Raw genomic sequence first — 19,293 nt, 5'->3', positions numbered from 1 at the left:
AGCGATACGGCAGCGGTACGACAGCGTCATTTGCTCAGCATGCGCATTGCGCTTTCCAACCCGGCGAGCGTGAGCGGGTACATCCGGTGTCCGAGCACTTCGCGGATCGCGCTGACCGATTGCCGGTACGCCCACAAACCTTCCGGCTCCGGATTGAGCCACGCGTGATGCGGAAAATGATCCGCGAGACGGCGCAGCCACACAGCGCCCGCCTCGGCGTTGTTGTATTCCACCGAGCCGCCGGGCTGCAGCACTTCGTAGGGGCTCATCGTTGCGTCGCCGACGAAGATCAGTTTGTAGTCTGGGGTGAACTTGTGCAGCACGTCCCACGTCGGCATGCGCTCGGCGTGGCGGCGGCGGTTGTTCTTCCACAGGAAGTCGTACACGCAATTGTGGAAGTAATAGAACTCGAGATGCTTGAACTCGGCCTTTGCGGCGGAGAAAAGTTCTTCGGTACGCTTGATGTGATCGTCCATCGAGCCGCCGACGTCGAGCAGCATCAGCACCTTCACCTTGTTGTGCCGCTCCGGCACCATCTTCAGATCGAGCCAGCCGGCGTTCGCGGCGGTGCTGCGGATCGTGTCGGGCAAATCGAGTTCTTCCGCGGCGCCTTCGCGCGCGAAGCGGCGCAAACGGCGCAGCGCGACCTTGATGTTGCGCGTGCCGATTTCGACCTGGTCGTCGTAGTCGCGATAGGCGCGCGCTTCCCATACCTTCACCGCGGTGCGGTTGCCCGCCGCGTCGCCGCCGATGCGCACGCCTTCCGGGTTATAGCCGCCGTTGCCGAACGGCGACGTGCCGCCCGTGCCGATCCACTTGTTGCCGCCTTCGTGACGCTCTTTCTGTTCGTCGAACAGTTCCTTGAGGCGCTCCATCAGCTTGTCGAGCCCGCCCATTGCTTCGATCTGCGCTTTTTCCTCCGGCGACAGGTCGCGTTGCAGCTTCTTCTTCAGCCAGTCGAGCGGGACGTCGAACGCCAGTTCCGACGCTTTCGCGACGCCGTTGAAATACGCGCCGAACGCCTGATCGAACTTGTCGAAATACTGCTCGTCCTTGACCAGCGTGATGCGCGAAAGGTAGTAGAACTCGTCGAGCGACGGCGCGATTACGTTGGCTTTGAGCGCTTCGAGCAGCGTGAGATATTCTTTCACCGACACCGGCAGTTTGGCGGCGCGCAGCGAGTAGAAGAAGTCGATCAGCATGCGGTGTCCCCTCCAGCGGCGAATGATCGGTGCGGCGCGTCGGGCGTCGGTGAGCCGGAATCGCCCCGGCGCTCGCTCTTCGACGTGGCTCGCCCGATCACCGGTTGTTGCGGTTCATGAAAATCAGCCGTTCGAACAGGCTCACGTCCTGTTCGTTCTTCAGCAGGGCGCCGTGCAGCGGCGGAATGATCTGCTTCTGGTCGGACGAGCGCAGCGCTTCGGGCGGAATGTCTTCGGCGAGCAGCAGCTTGAGCCAGTCGAGCAGCTCCGAGGTGGACGGCTTCTTCTTCAGCCCCGCCACCTTGCGCAGTTCGAAAAAGCTCTGCATGGCCGCGGCGAGCAGTTCCTTTTTGATGCCGGGGTAGTGCACCTCGACGATCTGCTGCATCGTGGCCGGATCGGGAAACTTGATGTAGTGGAAGAAGCAGCGGCGCAGGAACGCGTCCGGCAGCTCCTTCTCGTTGTTCGACGTGATGATCACGAGCGGGCGCTGTTTGGCGCGGATCAGCTCGTGCGTCTCGTACACGTAGAACTCCATGCGGTCGAGTTCACGCAGCAGGTCGTTCGGGAATTCGATGTCGGCCTTGTCGATCTCGTCGATCAGCAGCACGGTTTGCTCGTCCGACTCGAATGCCTGCCACAGCACGCCCTTGACGATGTAGTTGCGGATGTCCTTGACGCGCTCGTCGCCGAGCTGCGAATCGCGCAGGCGCGACACCGCGTCGTATTCGTACAGACCCTGCTGGGCCTTGGTGGTGGACTTGATGTGCCACTGCAGCAGTGGCATGCCGAGCGCGGCCGCGACCTCTTCGGCGAGCATGGTCTTGCCCGTGCCCGGTTCGCCCTTGATCAGCAACGGGCGCTTCAGCGTCATCGCGGCGTTGACCGCGAGCTTGAGGTCGTCGGTGGCGACGTACTGCGATGAGCCTTCGAAACGCATGGCGAGATGCTCTTGATCGGGAAAAAACCCAGTATAAGTCAGAAGCCCTGTTGGCCTGGAGTCGGCTCGCGTAGGGTGTCAGCCGAGGTTCAGCCCGACGCGCGGCCCGGTAAAACGGGCGTTGCATGCTTGATGCATGTGTTGCGCGCGGGTGGCCCGCGTGCCCGTTTGGTGTTCGTTTGGGATCCGCCTCGCGCGGCTGGTGCGGGCGTGAGCTGTGCCTGCCGGTGTTTGAGCCGGTGGACCGTACGCTCGCGCACCCGTCAGGCCTTGCGCGGCGGGCGTGCCGGAGCAAAGCGGCGCCGGCCATGGCTTTGCAGCCGGCGGGCGGCCGCTGACCCCGCGCGGTGGACGTTCTGCGCGGCGTCGCGGTACAATTAGCCCGATTTTTTTGGCCTGCGTGGCTACCCTATAAGAAGAACGGCGCGGGCCGTTGCCTTTTTGGGCGCCCGTTCCCCTCATGCCAGGTTACATGCTATGAATAAATTCGTCGGCAAACACGTCGTGATCGCAGCGCTGTCGGTGCTCACGGGCTACGCGGTCAGCGCCCAGGCAGCGGATGTCGTTGGTAACGCGAAGGCAGGGCGGGCCAAGGTCGCGATGTGTATCGGCTGCCACGGCATCCCCGAATACCGTACGGCTTATCCCGAGGTCTACCGTGTGCCGATGCTCGGCGGCCAGAATCAGGCATACCTCGAAAACGCGTTGCGTGGCTACAAGAAGGGCGACCGCCATTTCGACACGATGCACGCCATCGCCGTCTCGCTGTCGGATCAGGACATTGCCGACATCGCCGCTTACTACGCGGCGCAAAATGCCTCTTCGAAAAACAATCCCGACAAGTGATCGGCCGCGGCCGTCCATCCAGTCACCCGGCTATCAATTATTCGCGGGATAGGAGAATTCATGATTAAGCCCCAACAGGCACTCCATACGGTGTTCAAGGCTGCTTGCGCGTCGGCGGCAGTGATCGGTCTGGCTGCAGCGAATGTCGCGCACGCCGCCGACGCAGGCAACGGCAAGGTGCTGTCCGACAGCCACAACTGCGCGGCTTGCCACGGCGTCAATCTGAACAAGCCGGTGAGCCCGGAGTATCCGAAGCTTGCGGGCCAGCACGCCGACTACATCTACTGGGCGTTGCGCCAATATCAGATGGGCGTGGGCAATCCGCACCTCGGCCGCAACAACGCGATCATGCAGGCACAGGTGCAAAGCCTGTCGCAGAGCGACATGAAAGATCTCGCGGCTTATATCGAATCGCTGGACGGCGATCTGGTGCAGAAGAAGTAAGCGCGCCGCGTCATGGCTTGAGCGCCATTGCCGCGCTGCTTGCCGGATTCGAACGACACCCCGCCCTGGCGGGGTGTTTTGTTTTGGGGGCGGCGGCGCGCGGTTGGCGTTCAGTCGCGCTCAGTCACGCGTCGCGCGCCGCTCGATGCGCTGCAGATAGGCGTCCGTATCCGGTGGCGTGCCGGTGCGCTGCGCTTCCCAGATGGTTTCGCCGAGGCACTCCATGATCGCGTGCTGCGCGTCGTGAGTCGAGCCGAGGCGCGACGCGAGCCGCTCGTGCGCCGCGCGAATGCCCGGCGGCTGGTCGATCGACAACTGTTCGCTGATCGCCAGATGCATCGACAGATGCAGGAATGGATTGGTCTGCCCGCGTTCGGGCGAGTAATCCTGCGCCTGCGCGGCGCCGCTATCGCTGAGGTCCGCGTGATATTCGGGGTGCTCGACGATCCAGTCGGCGGCGATCGCCTCCAGCGGCGTCAGAATGTCCCCCTGCCGCTGTTTGCGCCAGGTGTCGGTGAAAAAGAGGCGGACTTCGTCGCGGCTGGGATTGAACATCGTGGAACCGGGTGCGTTTGAGTGGGGACGCGCAAGGCAAGCGCGCAGGCCGGTATTTTACGCCGCGACGGCGCGCGCTGCTGGCGGCTCGCCGCGCCTCGCGGGGCGGTTCAGAGATCCGGCGGTGGCGTTTTCTTTCGGACGGAACTCGCAAAGCGGCTCGATCACGCAATGCCAGCACTCGGGGCGACGTGCCTTGCAGACATAACGGCCATGCAAGATCAGCCAGTGGTGCGCATCCTGTCTGAACTCGGCGGGCGTGAATTTCTCCAGCGCCGCTTCGACCGCGCGCACGTCCTTGCCGGGCGCGAGCCCGGTTCGATTGGCAACCCGAAAGATGTGCGTGTCGACCGCGATGGTCGGATGGCCGAACGCGGTGTTCAGAATCACGTTGGCGGTTTTGCGGCCCACTCCTGGCAGACTTTCGAGCGCTTCACGGTCCTCGGGCACTTCTCCGCCGTACTGGTCGAGCAGGATGCGGCAAGTCGCAATGACGTTCTTCGCCTTGGTCCGGTACAACCCGATCGTTTTGATGTAGCCGGTCACGCCTTCTTCACCGAGATCGAACACCTTCTGCGGCGTGTTCGCGACCGGGAACATCTTGCGCATCGCCTTGTTGACCGACACGTCCGTGGCCTGCGCCGACAACAGCACGGCAATCAGCAGTTCGAACGGTGAGGTGTACTCAAGCTCGGTGGTCGGATGCGGGTTGAGGCTCTGTAGCGTTTCGTAGATGGCGCGGCGTTTGTTCGCGTTCATGCGGAGCGTGACGGGTGCGTTTAGCGCGGGTTGGACGGCGTGTCGGTGTCGTCGGCGGCGGCGAGGCCGAGACGGCGGCGCCGCGCTTCGGCGGCGTCGATCTGCGCCTGCACGTCGGGGCTGACGCGTTCGGTGTTCAACGGGCCTTGGCCTTTGGCGGCCAGTTCTTCCCTTTTCTTGCGAGCGCGCTCGAGCGCGGCCTGAATGATCGCGCGCTTCTTCGCTTCGGCCTCGTCAACGGTGGGCGCCGCTGGCGCCGTAGCGGTGCCGGCTTGCGTTGTTCGAGCCGCTTGCGTCTCGTCCAGAGCGAGCGTCGCGCCCGCACCGCCGGCGCGACGCGCCGCAGCACGCGCTTCGGCGGCTTCGCGCTCACGCGCCAGTCGGGCTTCGCGACGGTTGTGACGCGCGCGCGCGGCGTCGGCCTGGCTCTGTGTCCATGCGTTCCAGCCGGTAGCGTCGCCGGTGACGGACGGCATCGCGATGCAGTCGACCGGGCACGGTGGTACGCACAGATCGCAACCGGTACAGAGTTCGGCAATCACAGTGTGCATCTGTTTCGGTGCGCCAACTATCGCGTCGACCGGACAGGCTTGCATGCACAGCGTGCAGCCGATGCAAATCTGTTCGTCGATAACCGCCAACGGACGCGCACGTTCGACGCCGTTGGCGGAATTGAGCGGAATCACCGGCTTGCCAAGCAATGCGGCAAGGCGTGCAATACCCTCGGCGCCGCCGGGGGGACACTGGTTGTAATTGGCTTCGCCGTTCGCAACGGCTTCGGCATAGGGACGACATGCGGGATAGCCGCACTTCGTGCATTGGGTTTGGGGCAGCAGATCTTCTATGCGATCCGCAAGTATTTTAATGTCTGTCACGGTCACGACGGGGGGCTTGCCTTGCTGCCACACAGCCTGAACTAAATAGCACATTATCGCCGATTTCCCCAATTGCCATTCGCAATCCATGTGCCATAATCGAAGCGCTTTTTCGAAAGACCGCAGAAAAGGGTGTGTTCCCCAACCATGGCGCGCCCGTTCAACGCTGTCGGTGCAAGGCCCGAGAGAGGCCGGCGGCGCGATCCGGATAACGCGGCTCACGAAGACGATGCCACCATGAATCAGCCGAAAATCAAAAGAGATCCTGAAGGCACGCGTCGCCGCATTCTGCTTGCGGCGGCCGAAGAGTTTGCAAATGGTGGGCTATTCGGCGCACGCGTCGATCAGATCGCCCGCCGCGCGGAAACGAATGAACGCATGCTCTATTACTACTTCGGTAGCAAGGAGCAGCTTTTCACCGCGGTACTCGAGCACGCGTTCAGTGCACTCAACGAGGCGGAACGCACACTCGAACTGAACGGCGTCGCGCCGGTGGAGGCCGTGACGCGTCTCGCGCATTTCGTGTGGGATTACTACCGCGATCATCCCGAGCTGCTGCGTTTGGTCAACAACGAGAATCTGCATGAAGCGCGCTATATGCAAAAGTCGACGCGTATCCGCGAAATGATCTCGCCGATCGTCGCGACGCTTGGCGGCATTCTCGAACGCGGACAGCGTGCGGGGCTGTTTCGCGCCAATATCGATCCACTGCGCTTTTACGTGACGCTGTCGGGCATGGGCTATTACATCGTGTCGAACCGCTTCACGCTCGAAGCGACGCTCGGCCGCGATTTCAATAGCGCCAGTGAACGCAGTGAAGTGATACAGATGAACACCGAGTTGCTGCTCGCGTATCTGTTGCGCAAGTAGAAGACGCACAAGTCGGCGCGCGCGCGGACGCACGCGTCGGGCGTGGCAGCGCACGCGCCGCACACCGTACGGCAGCGGCGTTGCAAACGGAAACGGCCTCCAAAGAGGCCGTCGTCAGCGACGGATGCCGCGTGCGTATTTCGCTCAGGCTTCGACTTTTTCCTTCGCCACTTTCGGCGCCTTGTTGTGTTCGAGGATGAAGTCGCGCAACTGCGGATAAATAATCGTGCGCCAACGCCGGCCCGAGAAAATGCCGTAGTGGCCGCATTTTTCCGCGGTGAAGTGGCGCTTGTCGCTCTCCGGAATGCCGGTGCATAACTCGTGCGCCGCATAGGTCTGACCGTCGCCGGAGATGTCGTCCAGTTCGCCTTCGATGGTAAACAGCGCGGTCTTCGTGATGTCCCCCGGCTTCACCCGCTCACCAGCGACGTCCCACGTGCCTTCGGCAAGACGGAATTCCTGGAACACCACGCGGATCGTGTCGAGGTAATAGTCCGCGTCCATGTCGAGCACGGCGTTGTACTCGTCGTAGAAGCGGCGATGCGCTTCCGCGTCGTCTTCGTCGCCGCGCAGCAGACTCTGGTAGTAGTCCCAGTGCGAGGCCGCGTGACGTTCCGGATTCATCGCGACAAAGCCGGTGTGCTGCAGAAAGCCCGGATAAACCTTACGGCCCACACCCGGGTAGTTCGGCGGCACCGTGAAAATCACATTGTTCTCGAACCACTCGTACGAGTGCTGGGTGGCGAGCGAATTGACCGAGGTCGGGCTCTTACGCGCGTCGATGGGCCCGCCCATCATCGTCATGGTGCGCGGCGTGTCTTCGCCGCGGCTCGCCAGCAGCGAAATGGCCGCGAGCACGGGCACCGTTGGCTGACACACCGAGATCACATGCAGATTTTTCGCGCCGATGTGACGGATGAATTCCTGGATGTAGGCGACGTAGTCGTTCAGACCGAACTCGCCGGCTTCGAGCGGCACCATGCGCGCGTCGATCCAGTCGGTCAGGTACACCTTGTGGTCCTGCAACAACGTCCGCACGGTGTCGCGCAGCAGTGTGGCGTGGTGTCCCGACAACGGCGCGCAGACCAGTACGACCGGTTCGTCCTTCAACTGCGTGACGGCGTCGCTGTCGTCGGCGAAACGCTTGAAGCGCATCAGACGGCAGAACGGTTTCTCGACGATGATCTGCTCGATGATCGGAATGTTGTGACCATCTTTGACGATCTGGTGAAGATTGAACTCGGGTTTTTCGTAATCTTTACCCAGCCGGTACAGCAGTTCATAGCCGGCCGACAAACGGGTTGCGCCCGGCACGTAGGCCAATGGGCTGGCAGGATTCGCGAACGATTTCGACGCGGCCTGGGCCCAGGCGGTGAGGGGGCTCAACATCGCCCGTTGGAATTCGTGCAGTTGATAGAGCATGGGTGCTCCGTTTTTAAGCGGTTCGCATGGGGCTTCGCAAACACGCGTCAGGCGTTGCGGCGGGCCGTTTTGATTGTTGGCGCATTGATTTTCGGCCGACAGGTTGATCGATCATATCGAACAAAGTGCATTTGTGCAATGCAGCAATCTACGCACGGATAGCACGCAAACTGTCATTAAATCATGCTACTGGCGATGTTGCCGCGCCGCTATCCGGGGTTGCCTCAGCCTGCAGTTGTCCGGAGCGGCTGCCGTTACGGCCTGGATGCCCGGTTGCCTGGGCCATTTCCTGTTCGTGCTTCATGAGGTTCAGGCCGGTGTGCACCAGCGCCACGTGCGAAAACGCCTGCGGGAAATTACCGACCAAACGCTTCTCCGCCGGATCGTACTCTTCGGCGAGGAGGCCCACGTCGTTACACAGCGCGAGCAATCGTTCGTACATCGAGATGGCTTCGTCGATACGGCCTTGTAGCGCGAGGTTGTCCACCATCCAGAACGAGCACGCGAGAAACGTGCCTTCCCCGGGCGGCAGGCCATCGTCGTATTCGGTGGTGCGGTAGCGCATCACGAAGCCGTCGCGCATCAGGTCGCGCTCGATCGCCGCCACGGTACCCTTGATGCGCGGATCGTGCGGCGGCAGGAAGCCGACCATCGGCAGCAGCAGCACGCTCGCGTCGAGCTGGTCGCTGCCGTAGTACTGTGAGAACGCATCGAGCCCGGTATTCCACGCTTTCTCGCAGACTTCCGCGTGAATCTGCGCGCGGGTGGCGCGCCATTCATCGAGCGGGCCATCGAGCTTGAACATTTCTGCCGAGCGGATCGCGCGATCGAATGCGACCCATGCCATCACCTTCGAGAAAGTGAAATGCTGACGGCCGCCGCGCGTTTCCCAGATGCCTTCGTCGGGCTCCTGCCAGATCGTGCCGAGGTGTTCCAGCAGCGCGCGCTGCACGTTCCATGCGGTGTCGTCTGCCTGCAGGCCACCGACGCGCGCGAGATGCAGCGCGTTCATCACTTCGCCATACACGTCGAGCTGGCGCTGGCCGACCGCGTTGTTGCCGATGCGCACCGGCTTCGCGCCTTGATAACCCGGCAGCCAGTCGATTTCGAATTCCGGCAGCCGCCGCTCGCCGGCGATCCCGTACATGATCTGCAACTGCTCGGGCGCGCCGGCCATCACGCGGCCAAGCCAGCTGCGCCAGGCGCGGGCTTCGTCGTAGTAACCGCCGCGCATCATCGCGAGCAGCGTGATGGTGGCGTCGCGCAGCCAGCAGTAGCGATAGTCCCAGTTGCGCGTTCCGCCCAGCTGCTCCGGCAGCGACGTGGTGGGCGCTGCAACGATGCCGCCGGTCGGTTCGTAGGCAAGCGCCTTCAGTGTGATCAACGAGCGGCGGATCGCGTCGGCCCAGCGACCTTCGACGGTGCCGCGCGCGGACCATTCAAGCCAGTGATTCTCGGTGCGCGCGAGCGACGTGTGCGGATCACGCGCGGGCGGAATGCGTAAATGCGAGGCCGCATAGGCGAGCGAGAACGGCACCCGTTCGCCTTCGCTTACCGTGAAGTCGGCAACCGTCTTCATGTCTTCGCCGCGCAGCTCGACCGGTGTGCGCAGCACCGCATTGTCCGGTCCGACGATCGCCTTGATGCCGCTGTCGTGCTTGAGCTTGTCGACCCAGGGAATCGAAAAGCCGTAGTCGAAGCGCAGCACCAGTTCCATCTTCATGCGCACGGTGCCGCGTTTGCCGACGACGATGCGCACCATCTCCGACCAGCCGTTGCCCGGCGGCATGAAGTCGATCAGCGTGACAGCGCCTTCTGGCGTTTCGAAATCGGTCTCGAGGATCAGAGTTTCGCCGCGATACCGGCGCGTGATGGTCGGCGCGGTATCCGGGTTTTCCGATACCGGCGAGATCAGCCAGCGGCCGTTTTCGGGCGTACCGAGCAGGGCGGCGAAACAGGCGCCGGAGTCGAAGCGCGGCCAGCAGAGCCAGTCGACGGAACCTTCGCGGGAGATGAGCGCGGCCGTGTGGCCGTCGCCGATGAGCGCATAGTCTTCGATGTGTGCGGGCATAGGGGAGCGTGTCAGTGATGACGCACGGCGGGGCCGTCGTGCAAGGGGCATGGTTATTACCGGACTCGCCCGATGCGCGTTGGTTCACCAAGCAATGCGGCAAAACGCGAGTTGGTAATTGTCAAATCAGTGCCTACAATCGGATTTCGAGCCGAGCCCCGGCAACCGTCCGGGCAGCGAGTCGGCCTTGCCCATGGCGCACACAAGCGCCGTTTCCGAGGACGAAAGCCATGCTGAACCCGACGAAAACCGATTGCATCACGATACTCTCGGCCGCCAGCCAACTCGCCGGTGATTCGATGTTGCCGCTCGATCATGGCCGGCTTGGCCTGAGCCGCAACGGCATGCTCGCCGCTGCCGCGTTTCTGGTCGAACGGGCCTGCTTCCGGCGCTATCAGGAAGGTGACGGCCATTATGCCGTCGGCGCGCTGTCGTTGCAGGGACGCTTGCGGCTCGACCAGCTTTCGAATGGTTGACGCTCGGCGACGGGGCGCGCAAGCCGCCAGGCCGACGTGCGGACAGCGGCGCTCGATGCGTGCGGTTTGAAGATCTGCCAAGCCATTGCCGCGGCGCTGCATCGTGACACGGCGCAAGAGCGTTGCGACGCTGCATTTCCCACACATCCGTTTTGCGTCACGCGTGCGGACGATCCTCGCCACACGCGTGTGCTTCGTCGCGCCTTCCTTGCGCATTGGCGATGCACAGCCGGGCCAGGACTGCGCCCGGCCGCGCGTCGAGTGCCACCCACTCAGAAGTGCGACGACCCCACACCGAAGATCCCAATGATGCCGATGATGATCAGATAGAGCGCGACGATGTAGTTCAACAGGCGCGGCATTACAAGAATCAGAATGCCGGCGATCAACGAAACGAGCGGGCCCAGGCTGAGTGTGACGTTCATGAAGACTCCGTAGTGTGAAACGCGTAAGACGCGATTGAAGAAACCTCCCGCGACGCGGGACAATGGCTGCCGATGCGTGCGGGCAGCCGGATTCGCTGCATGATCCGACCCAACGCTTTTATACTTGCCTCGATAAGAACAACGCTCGACTCACCGCGCGGCAGACCAGCGACATCATTACAACCGCTTCGACCCAATAACCGATGTGGAGGAGGTCCTATGCTTCGTCGTCGCCGGGCGGCCGTGCGTGCCATTTCGAGTCCCGCTTCATCTGTTTTCCCGCTATCCGTTTTGCCTGCCGCCGCTGCTTGCGGGGTGGGGCACACCGGGCGGCCCGCGCCTCTACGCGCTGCCCGCTCGATAATAAAAGGTTTCGTGCTCATGGTCTCGATTGTTGCGTCGCACGCGTACGCGCAAGATTCCGGCCCGGCCCCTGCGGACGGCGTCTACACCATGCTGGTCGGCACCTACACCAGCGGCAAGAGCGAGGGCATCTACGTCTATCGTTTCGACACCAGGACGGGCGCGGCTACGCGCGTGTCGGTCGCGCAGACGGTCAATCCGTCGTTCCTCGTGGTGAGCCGTGACCGCCGCTTCGTCTATGCGGTCAACGAACTGCCCGGTGATGATGGCCCGGCCACACAGCGCGGCGGCGTCAGCGCGTTTCGCTTCGACGCCGCGCAGGGGCAACTGACGTTCATCAACAAGGTCTCGTCGGATGGCAATGATCCGTGCTATCTGAGTTTGTCGCCGGACGAAAAGTATCTGCTAACCGCGAACTACTCGGTCGCGGCCGACCCGGGCGGCAGCTTTGCGGTGTTCCCGGTCGAGGGCGACGGCCAGCTCGGCACGTCGGTGCTTACCGTGCATCACGAGGGCGGTGGTCCGGTGAAGGGGCGTCAGGACAACTCGCACGTTCACTCCACGGTGTTTTCGCCGGATGGGCGCTATCTTTTCGCGCAAGACCTCGGCGCCGACAAGCTGTACTCGTACCGCTACACGCCGGGCGACAGCCACGGCCCGGTCACGCCGACCGATTGGGGCTATACCCAGCAGAAGGCGGGCACGGGGCCGCGTCATCTGATCTTCGGCGCTAACGGCAAGCATGCGTATCTGACGAGCGAACTGAACGCCTCGGTCAGCACCTTCGACTACGCGGACGGCAAGCTCAAGCTGGTGCAAACGCTTCCTATGACGCAGCCGGGCTTCAAGGGGGCGGTCGGCGGGGCGGCGATCCATCTGTCGCCGGACGGGCGCTTCGTGTACGCGTCCAACCGCGGCGACGCGAACGAGATCGTGATCTTCTCGGTCGATCCCGCCAATGGGCATCTGAAGAAGATCGGGCATCAACCGAGTCTCGGCAAGTCACCGCGTGAGTTCGCGATCGATCCGACCGGCAACTGGCTGATCGTCGGCAATCAGAATAGCGATACGGTGTACGTGTTCAAGCGCGATCGTGAAACCGGCCTGCTCGATCCGACGCCGAAGCAGCACTTCGAACTCGGCGCGCCGGTGGACTTCAAGCTGGTGTCGCCGTCGTGAAGGAACGGTGTCGTGCTTGATTCGAACGTGTGCGTGGAACGAAAAACGGGTCGCTTGGAGCGGCCCGTTTTTTTTTGCCTTGCGGCCGGCTCAGCAACCCGCCTTGCAAATACCGACCGCCGGTCGGCCGCCCTTGCAAGGCGGCGAGCAAGCGCCCGCCGGGCCGTTATTCCGCCGGCCCCGGCGCGAGGACTTCGCGGCTGCCGTTGATGCTCATCGCCGACACGAGCCCGGCCGTCTCCATCTGCTCGACGAGGCGCGCCGCCCGGTTATAGCCGATGCGCAACTGCCGCTGCACCGACGAAATCGACGCCCGCCGCGTACGCACCACGAACGCGACCGCTTCGTCGTAAAGTGGATCGGCTTCCGCATCCGGCGACTCGCCCAACAGGTCCTGCGCGGCGCCGCCATCGGTGGCCGGGCCCTCGAGAATGCCTTCCTCGTATTGCGGCTCGCCGAACTGCTTCAGATACTCGACGATCCGATGCACTTCCTCGTCGGCGACGAACGCGCCGTGCACGCGTTGCGGATAGCCCGTACCCGGCGGCAGGAACAGCATGTCGCCCTGGCCAAGCAGCGACTCGGCGCCCATCTGATCGAGAATCGTGCGCGAGTCGATCTTCGACGACACCTGGAACGCGACGCGCGTCGGAATGTTCGCCTTGATGAGCCCGGTGATGACGTCGACCGACGGCCGCTGCGTCGCCAGAATCAGGTGGATGCCGGCCGCGCGCGCCTTCTGCGCGAGCCGCGCGATCAGCTCTTCGATCTTCTTGCCCGCGACCATCATCAGGTCGGCCAACTCGTCGATCACCACCACGATCAGCGGCAGCGGCGCGAGCGGCTCGGGCGCTTCGGGCGTCAGCGAGAACGGGTTGCCGAGCTTCTTACCCTTCGCTTCGGTGTCGCGGATTTTCTGGTTGAAGCCCGCGAGATTGCGCACGCCGACCGCGGACATCAGCCGGTAGCGCTTCTCCATTTCGCCGACGCACCAGTTCAGCGCGTTGGCCGCGAGCTTCATGTCGGTGACGACCGGCGCGAGCAGGTGCGGGATGCCTTCGTACACCGATAGCTCCAGCATCTTCGGATCGATCATGATGAGGCGCACTTCCTCGGGCGTCGCCTTGTAGAGCAGCGAGCAGATCATCGCGTTGATCGCAACCGACTTGCCCGAACCGGTCGTGCCCGCGACCAGCATGTGCGGCGCCTTCGCGAGATCGGCGACGACCGGATGGCCGGTGATGTCCTTGCCCATCGCGAGCGTGAGTTGCGAATGCGAGTTCTGGTAGACGCTTGCTTCGAGGATTTCGGACAGACGGATCGTCTGGCGTTTCGCGTTCGGCAATTCGAGGCCCATGCAGGTCTTGCCGGGAATCGTTTCGACCACGCGGATGGAGGTGAGGCCGAGACCGCGCGACAGGTCCTTCATCAGGCCGACGATCTGACTGCCGCGCACGCCGAGCGCGGGCTCGACTTCGAAGCGCGTGATGACCGGACCCGCCGACGCGCCGACCACGGTGACCGGCACTTTGAATTCCTGCAGACGCTGCTCGATCAGCAGGCCGGTTTCGATGAGCTTTTCCTCGGAGACCGGTTCGACGTCGGTGTCGGCGCGCTCGAGCAGATCGAGTGTGGGCAGCTCGACCATCGATGCAGCGGGCGCGTGGAATTCGAAGCCGTTGGCCGGGGCGTGGCCGCGCAGCGGCGGACGCTGGACGGCGGGTTCCGGAGGCGGAGCTGCCGGGATTGCCGATGGCGCGAACGGTACTGACACGACGGACGGTTCGATCGTGCCGGTGGCGATAGCGGACTCTTGCCCGCTGGCCGCTTCGGGAATGCCGCTGGCCGGTGCCAACGATGTGGGCTGAGCCGCGAAACCAGGGAAGCGAACCACGTTCGACGCCTGCTGCTCGATGCTTTGTGCCGCGGCTGAAGCGGTGGTGTTCGCTGTGACGTTCGCTGCGGTGGTTGCCGTCGGTGCGGATGCGAAAGTGCTTCCCGCCTGCGCTAAGTTTCGCGAGGCAGAGAGGTCCGCCGTTTCTGGCTGGCCCAGGGTTGCTGCTTCGATCGAGTTCGCGCTTGCGACGTGCATCGAAGGGATGTCGTGAGACGTCGCTGCAGTTTCGACTGGAACGCTCGTGTGGTTCGCCGGCGGCGCGATCGATGTCGTCGTGTCGTGCCGTGTCGCAGTGGCGTCGACTTTGGTTTCCCAAGGCGCGAGCGTCTTATCGGCAAAGACTTCTGCGGGCGGTATGGGCGGTTGCATCGTCGTTGCAGGAACGGCGGCAGACCCGACGACCGGAGCGGCTTCTTCCACGCGCGCCGCGACAGTTTCATTCGTGGACGCTGTGACGCCGGGCGCGGCGGTGTGCGCGGACTCTACTCGTTCGCTGACCGGTTGCGTGAACTCGGCGATCGGATGCGCGTGGCCGTCGGTATGGACGGTCGATTGCGCCGGGTCGTCTTCGAAAGGCGAATCGTCCGGTGCCGGCTGTTCGTCGCCCGTTTCCAACTGCACCGCAAAGATCTGGAACGGCGTGGGCGTCGCTGCCGGCGTCGCGCGTTGCGGGGCAACTGTGACGGATGCGTGCGCGGGCGGTGCGGGTGTTGCGGGGGTGAACGCAGCAGGAGGCGACGTGGGTACAGCGGGCTCGGACACAGCGGGCGCAGACCCGGCAGACCCGGCAAGGACAGGCTCCCCGGCTGCGGACCCAACAGGCATCAACGCAGCAGGTGCCGCCACAGCAGGCGCGGACAAAACTGGAGCGGGCGCAGCAGGTGCAACCAAAGCAGGCTCAGACACCGCCGGTGCATGCCCAGCAGACGAGGGCACAGCAGGCGCAGACGCCACCTGCGCAGACACAGCAGGCGCAGCGGTCAGCGGCGCGTGAATGATCGGCGGCTCGATGGGCCAATGCACAACGGGCTCTGCATTCGTCTCGCTTGGCGCATCGACTGCGGCTTCCATCCACGGTGATTCGACGGGCGCAGCTTCAACGGGCGTTTGCTCAAACGACTGCACAACAGGCTGCTCAACCGTAGGCTCGGCAAGCCTCGGCAAAGGCTCATCCGCACGCGTCGACGAAGTCGTACCAGCCGCTGCGACATGGCGTGCATCCTCGCGAGCCCAGTCAACTTCGACTTCGACCGACGGCCCGGCGTGCGCCGCAGCCGTCATCTTCGCGCCTTCCGCGCCGCTGCTGCGCGCGAGGCTGACGCCGGCCAGATCGGTCCAGCGCGCGGCATTTTCCGCGATGCTGCGCAGCGTTTCCTGGACGCTGGCGGGCGGCGAAACTGTCTGCGCCGCCGGCATCGGCCGCGTGTAGGCCGGTGCGGTCCGAGCCATAGCCGACATTGGCGTGACCGCGTTCGCGAGCGGGGCAGCTGGCAACGGTTGACGGGTCGCGGCAGCGCGGTCGAGCGGAGCCGCTGAACGCTGCATTGCCGCCGAACGGCTCGCGCCGGCCGCGGTATTCATCATCGAACCGGCCGAAGGGCTTGCCGCCGCGCCGGCAGCCACGCCGTGCGCGGCTCTCGCCGGCGCGCCTGCCGCCCCCGCCGCGGCAGCGCCGGCCACACCCGCCGCCATCGCCAAACCCGCGCCCGAATCAACCGATCCCACCGACCGTTGTTCGCCAGCCGAGCGTCGGCCGACCTGCAACGCGCCATCGCGAGGCACCGCGCAGGCGCCCGAAATGCCAGCCGCCCCAGCCCCCACCGACACTCCCGCAGGCGACGAGGTCCTCTCCCGCAACCACCCGGCAGGCGCGACCGGCTCAGCCGGCATGAATGGCGCCTTATCCGCATTCAGCGTCGACCTCTGCAGCGACGCCTGCCGCGACGGCGTGGCCGCGCCCGTGCGCAGCACCGGCTCGATCTGCGTCGCCTGGCTGCGCGGCGTCACGTTAGCCGCGCGCCAGCTCGACCCAGCACCGCGCGCCGCCGCATCCTTGCCCGCCGCCGCGCCACGTCCGCTCGCTGGCGGCCGCCACACGGTCGGACGCGTGTAGCGCCCATTGCTTTTCGGCGCCATCGTATTCGTGGCCGGCGAAACGTGCGAAGACAAACCGTCATCGACGCTGCGATGACGGCGCGCTTCCTCATCGCGCCTGGCCAGTCCGCGCGACAGGCCGAGACCGAACGCGCCGTCCGCCCACGCGGCGAAATCACGCCAGCGGAAGTCGATCAGCCAGGGCAGGCTGATGAGAAGCAGGGCGAGCGCCGCGAGCGGCGTGCCGATATGTCCGAGCACATGACCGAAGCCCGCGGCGAGTGCACGGCCGAGGCCATTGAGACCTGCCACGTCGAGCAGCGACGCCTCGAGCGTGCAACTCGCCACCATCACGCAGACGAAGCCGAGCCACAGGCGGATCGTGCCGGGGCCGCGCAAGCCTGCGCCGCCCGGCAGCACCGACTTCACGAGGCGCCACAAAAGAGGAATGAACCAGACGGCCGACCCGCCGAACCAGCCGAAAACTACCGTGTGCATACTAGACATCAACGAATGACGGACGCGCAAAAACGCAACCCGTCGAGTTTAAACCGGCGAAGCCCGAGGCTTCGAAGGCCGACGCAAGTAAGCTTGCGTCCCAAGGGAGAGCAGACCGACGCGCGGCCTGCCATCGGCGAAAAACAACTGCTGGCGCGACACCTGGCGCACCCCTGCGCGAGGCGGCCCGAATGCGCGGGCATGCGTTCGAAGGTGCGTCGAGTCGCCCGTGCGCGTATGACTGCTTCACGTCGCGGGCAGGCGAGCCGGCTACCGGCTTGGGCACCCCCTGGCGCGCCTTTCATTTGGTGCTGCGATCGAAGGTCAGCGTGTCGCCGTTATCGAGCGTCATCTGCATCTGCTGCGGCTCGCGCATCTGCACGCCGGTGCGCTCGATGCGGGTCAGCGCGTCGAGAAACGCCCCTTCGATGTTGCCGCCCGGTGACGTGCACGCCATGCGCGTGCCGGCCAGCGGACCGAAGCTGAGCTTGCCGTCCTTCAGCGCGTAGGTGCCCATGAAGCGATTGCAGCCGGAAAAACCGCTCGCGTGACGCTGCCCTTTCGAGGTGGAGAGCGTGAGCGTGATCGGTCCGCCCTGGTCGGCCGACGGAATCGCGCGCGCCGTGCCGTCAGCCTGCTTCCAGGCGCTCAGCACCCAGCTCGTGTCGTCGAGCAGTTGCACGGCGGCGGGATTGTAGGGGTCGGGCGCCGCGGCGGCCGAGTCGGGATGTTTCGGGATCGCGCAGGCGCCCAGCAGCGCGGCGACGCTCAGCGCGGCGATGGCCGCGCGCACGGACGGGGTGAGGCGCGCAACACGTCGCGCGGAGGAGCTTTGGAGCATGGCGTCGTTCCTCTTCAAACTGGCGAAGGCGTAAGGGTAACGCACTAAGCTGGCCGCACGCGAGCGCAACGGCGTGCGAAAAATTTAATGAGATGGTAGCGGCGCGCGGGCGCGCCATTGCCGCGTTTTTCGTGCGCCGCTCATGCACCTTCCGCGCGCGAACAATGACAGGACAATGCGGCCGCCGCGAGCAAGCCGCGGCCAGGGGTCCGCATGTTAACATCGTGTTCCAACCAATCCCACCCTCATCCTGACTTTTTCTGGAGACCCCATGCAGATCGGCCAACGGATCGGCACGCCCCTTTCTGAATCCGCCACGCGCGTCATGCTGCTCGGCGCCGGCGAACTCGGCAAGGAGGTGATCATCGCGCTGCAACGGTTGGGTGTCGAAGTGATCGCCGTCGACCGTTACCCGAATGCGCCGGGCCACCAGGTCGCGCATCGCTCGCACGTGATCGACATGACCGACCGCGCCGCGCTGCGCGCGCTGGTCGAACAGGAGCGCCCGCACCTGATCGTCCCCGAGATCGAGGCGATCGCCACCGACGCGCTCGCCGCGATCGAAACCGACGGTCTCGCCGAAGTCATTCCCACCGCCCGCGCCACGCAACTCACGATGAATCGCGAAGGCATTCGCCGTCTCGCCGCGGAAGAGCTCGGCTTGCCGACCTCGCCATACGCGTTCGCCGATTCGCTCGACGAACTGCGCGCCGGCATCGCCAAGGTCGGCTATCCGTGCGTCGTGAAGCCGGTGATGTCGTCGTCGGGCAAGGGGCAGTCGGTGCTCAGGAGCGAGGCCGACGTCGAACCTGCCTGGCAATACGCGATGGCGGGCGGCCGCGTGAATTACGGCCGCGTGATCGTCGAAGGCTTTATCGACTTCGAATACGAGATCACGCAGTTGACCGTGCGCGCGATCGATCCGGCGAGCGGTGCAGTCAGCACGTATTTCTGCGATCCGATCGGCCATGTGCAGGTGGCGGGCGACTACGTCGAATCCTGGCAACCGCAGCCGATGAGCCCGCTCGCGCTCGCACGTTCGCGCGAAGTGGCGCACAAGGTGACGGCCGCGCTCGGCGGCCGCGGCCTCTTCGGCGTGGAACTTTTCGTGCGCGGCGATGACGTATGGTTCTCGGAAGTGAGCCCGCGTCCGCACGATACGGGGCTCGTCACGTTGTGCTCGCAACGCTTCTCCGAGTTCGAGCTGCATGCGCGCGCGATCCTCGGCTTGCCGGTGGATACGTCGCTGCGGGCGCCGGGGGCATCGGCAGTGATTTATGGCGGGCTGGACGAGACCGGTATCGCTTTCGAAGGCGTCGCGGCGGCGTTGGCGGTGCCCAATGCGGACCTGCGCCTGTTCGGCAAGCCGGAAAGTTTCGTCAAGCGCCGCATGGGGGTGGCGCTCGCCACAGGCGAAAACCTCGACGAAGCACGCTCGCGTGCGAAGCAGGCCGCGGCGGCGGTGCGGCCGGTGTCGGCGAATTAAGTCCGGGCGCCGTGCGCGAAGATGCGCTCACGCGTGTCGAGGTGCGAACC

At 64.5% G+C, this 19,293-nt stretch carries 16 protein-coding genes; 6 read left to right on the top strand and 10 right to left on the bottom strand.

Annotated elements, in window-relative coordinates; all coding sequences use genetic code 11:
- Positions 1-26: 26 nt before the first annotated feature.
- A complete protein-coding gene (locus CIC12_RS07625; RefSeq protein ID WP_168663541.1) occupies positions 27-1,202 on the bottom strand; it encodes a vWA domain-containing protein in 1,176 nt (391 codons plus the stop codon).
- 97 nt (positions 1,203-1,299) lie between these two features.
- Positions 1,300-2,142, bottom strand: coding sequence for an AAA family ATPase (locus tag CIC12_RS07620; protein ID WP_168663540.1), 843 nt, complete (start codon positions 2,140-2,142; stop codon positions 1,300-1,302).
- A 477-nt stretch (positions 2,143-2,619) separates the two neighbouring features.
- Between CIC12_RS07620 and CIC12_RS07615 the strand changes: the two genes are divergently transcribed.
- Positions 2,620-2,988, top strand: a complete 369-nt coding sequence (locus CIC12_RS07615; RefSeq protein ID WP_168663539.1) for a c-type cytochrome — start codon at positions 2,620-2,622, stop codon at positions 2,986-2,988.
- Positions 2,989-3,048: 60 nt separating this feature from the next.
- Complete coding sequence (locus tag CIC12_RS07610; protein WP_168663538.1) at positions 3,049-3,432, top strand: c-type cytochrome; 384 nt, start codon at positions 3,049-3,051, stop codon at positions 3,430-3,432.
- A 120-nt stretch (positions 3,433-3,552) separates the two neighbouring features.
- Here CIC12_RS07610 and CIC12_RS07605 read toward each other — a convergent pair whose 3' ends face one another.
- Genes CIC12_RS07605 through rsxB form a run of 3 tightly spaced genes read right to left on the bottom strand, consistent with a single transcriptional unit; the run spans position 3,553 to position 5,621 of the window.
- Complete coding sequence (locus CIC12_RS07605) at positions 3,553-3,987, bottom strand: DUF1841 family protein (protein WP_168663537.1); 435 nt, start codon at positions 3,985-3,987, stop codon at positions 3,553-3,555.
- 57 nt (positions 3,988-4,044) lie between these two features.
- The gene (nth, locus tag CIC12_RS07600) at positions 4,045-4,746 is read right to left on the bottom strand and encodes an endonuclease III (protein ID WP_168663536.1); all 702 of its coding nucleotides are present in this window, start codon (positions 4,744-4,746) and stop codon (positions 4,045-4,047) included.
- Positions 4,747-4,766: 20 nt separating this feature from the next.
- The gene (gene rsxB, locus CIC12_RS07595; protein WP_168663535.1) at positions 4,767-5,621 is read right to left on the bottom strand and encodes an electron transport complex subunit RsxB; all 855 of its coding nucleotides are present in this window, start codon (positions 5,619-5,621) and stop codon (positions 4,767-4,769) included.
- 237 nt (positions 5,622-5,858) lie between these two features.
- On the opposite strand from rsxB, the gene CIC12_RS07590 reads away from it, so the two are divergent.
- Positions 5,859-6,491, top strand: coding sequence for a TetR family transcriptional regulator (locus CIC12_RS07590; RefSeq protein WP_168663534.1), 633 nt, complete (start codon positions 5,859-5,861; stop codon positions 6,489-6,491).
- Positions 6,492-6,635: 144 nt separating this feature from the next.
- Here the strand turns inward: CIC12_RS07590 and CIC12_RS07585 are convergent, their stop codons facing one another.
- Positions 6,636-7,913, bottom strand: coding sequence for a polyhydroxyalkanoate depolymerase (locus tag CIC12_RS07585; RefSeq protein ID WP_168663533.1), 1,278 nt, complete (start codon positions 7,911-7,913; stop codon positions 6,636-6,638).
- A gap of 181 nt (positions 7,914-8,094) precedes the next feature.
- Positions 8,095-9,984 (bottom strand): glycoside hydrolase family 15 protein, encoded by a 1,890-nt coding sequence (locus tag CIC12_RS07580; RefSeq protein WP_168663532.1) that lies wholly within the window; start codon positions 9,982-9,984, stop codon positions 8,095-8,097.
- A gap of 230 nt (positions 9,985-10,214) precedes the next feature.
- Between CIC12_RS07580 and CIC12_RS07575 the strand changes: the two genes are divergently transcribed.
- Positions 10,215-10,460, top strand: a complete 246-nt coding sequence (locus CIC12_RS07575; RefSeq protein WP_121316915.1) for a hypothetical protein — start codon at positions 10,215-10,217, stop codon at positions 10,458-10,460.
- A gap of 272 nt (positions 10,461-10,732) precedes the next feature.
- On the opposite strand, the gene CIC12_RS07570 is transcribed toward CIC12_RS07575, so the two are convergent.
- Positions 10,733-10,885, bottom strand: a complete 153-nt coding sequence (locus CIC12_RS07570; protein WP_007175701.1) for a DUF3096 domain-containing protein — start codon at positions 10,883-10,885, stop codon at positions 10,733-10,735.
- Between the two features lie 381 nt (positions 10,886-11,266).
- Between CIC12_RS07570 and CIC12_RS07565 the strand changes: the two genes are divergently transcribed.
- On the top strand, positions 11,267-12,427 hold the full coding sequence (locus CIC12_RS07565; RefSeq protein ID WP_168663531.1) for a lactonase family protein: 1,161 nt from the start codon (positions 11,267-11,269) through the stop codon (positions 12,425-12,427).
- 166 nt (positions 12,428-12,593) lie between these two features.
- Here CIC12_RS07565 and CIC12_RS33605 read toward each other — a convergent pair whose 3' ends face one another.
- A complete protein-coding gene (locus CIC12_RS33605) occupies positions 12,594-16,916 on the bottom strand; it encodes an FtsK/SpoIIIE family DNA translocase (RefSeq protein ID WP_168663530.1) in 4,323 nt (1,440 codons plus the stop codon).
- Positions 16,917-17,217: 301 nt separating this feature from the next.
- Positions 17,218-17,757 carry an META domain-containing protein gene (locus tag CIC12_RS07555; protein ID WP_168663529.1) on the bottom strand — a complete coding sequence of 180 codons (540 nt, stop codon included), beginning with the start codon at positions 17,755-17,757 and terminating at the stop codon, positions 17,218-17,220.
- Positions 17,758-18,028: 271 nt separating this feature from the next.
- Here CIC12_RS07555 and purT point away from each other — a divergent pair, with 271 nt between their 5' ends.
- Positions 18,029-19,243, top strand: a complete 1,215-nt coding sequence (purT, locus tag CIC12_RS07550) for a formate-dependent phosphoribosylglycinamide formyltransferase (protein ID WP_168663528.1) — start codon at positions 18,029-18,031, stop codon at positions 19,241-19,243.
- Positions 19,244-19,293 lie beyond the last annotated feature (50 nt).

The organism is Paraburkholderia sp. SG-MS1, assembly GCF_012275575.1.
In the GTDB taxonomy this organism is placed as follows: Bacteria; Pseudomonadota; Gammaproteobacteria; order Burkholderiales; family Burkholderiaceae; genus Paraburkholderia.
Note: the sequence above shows the minus strand (reverse complement) of the source record. Positions and strands in the feature narration are given on the sequence as shown.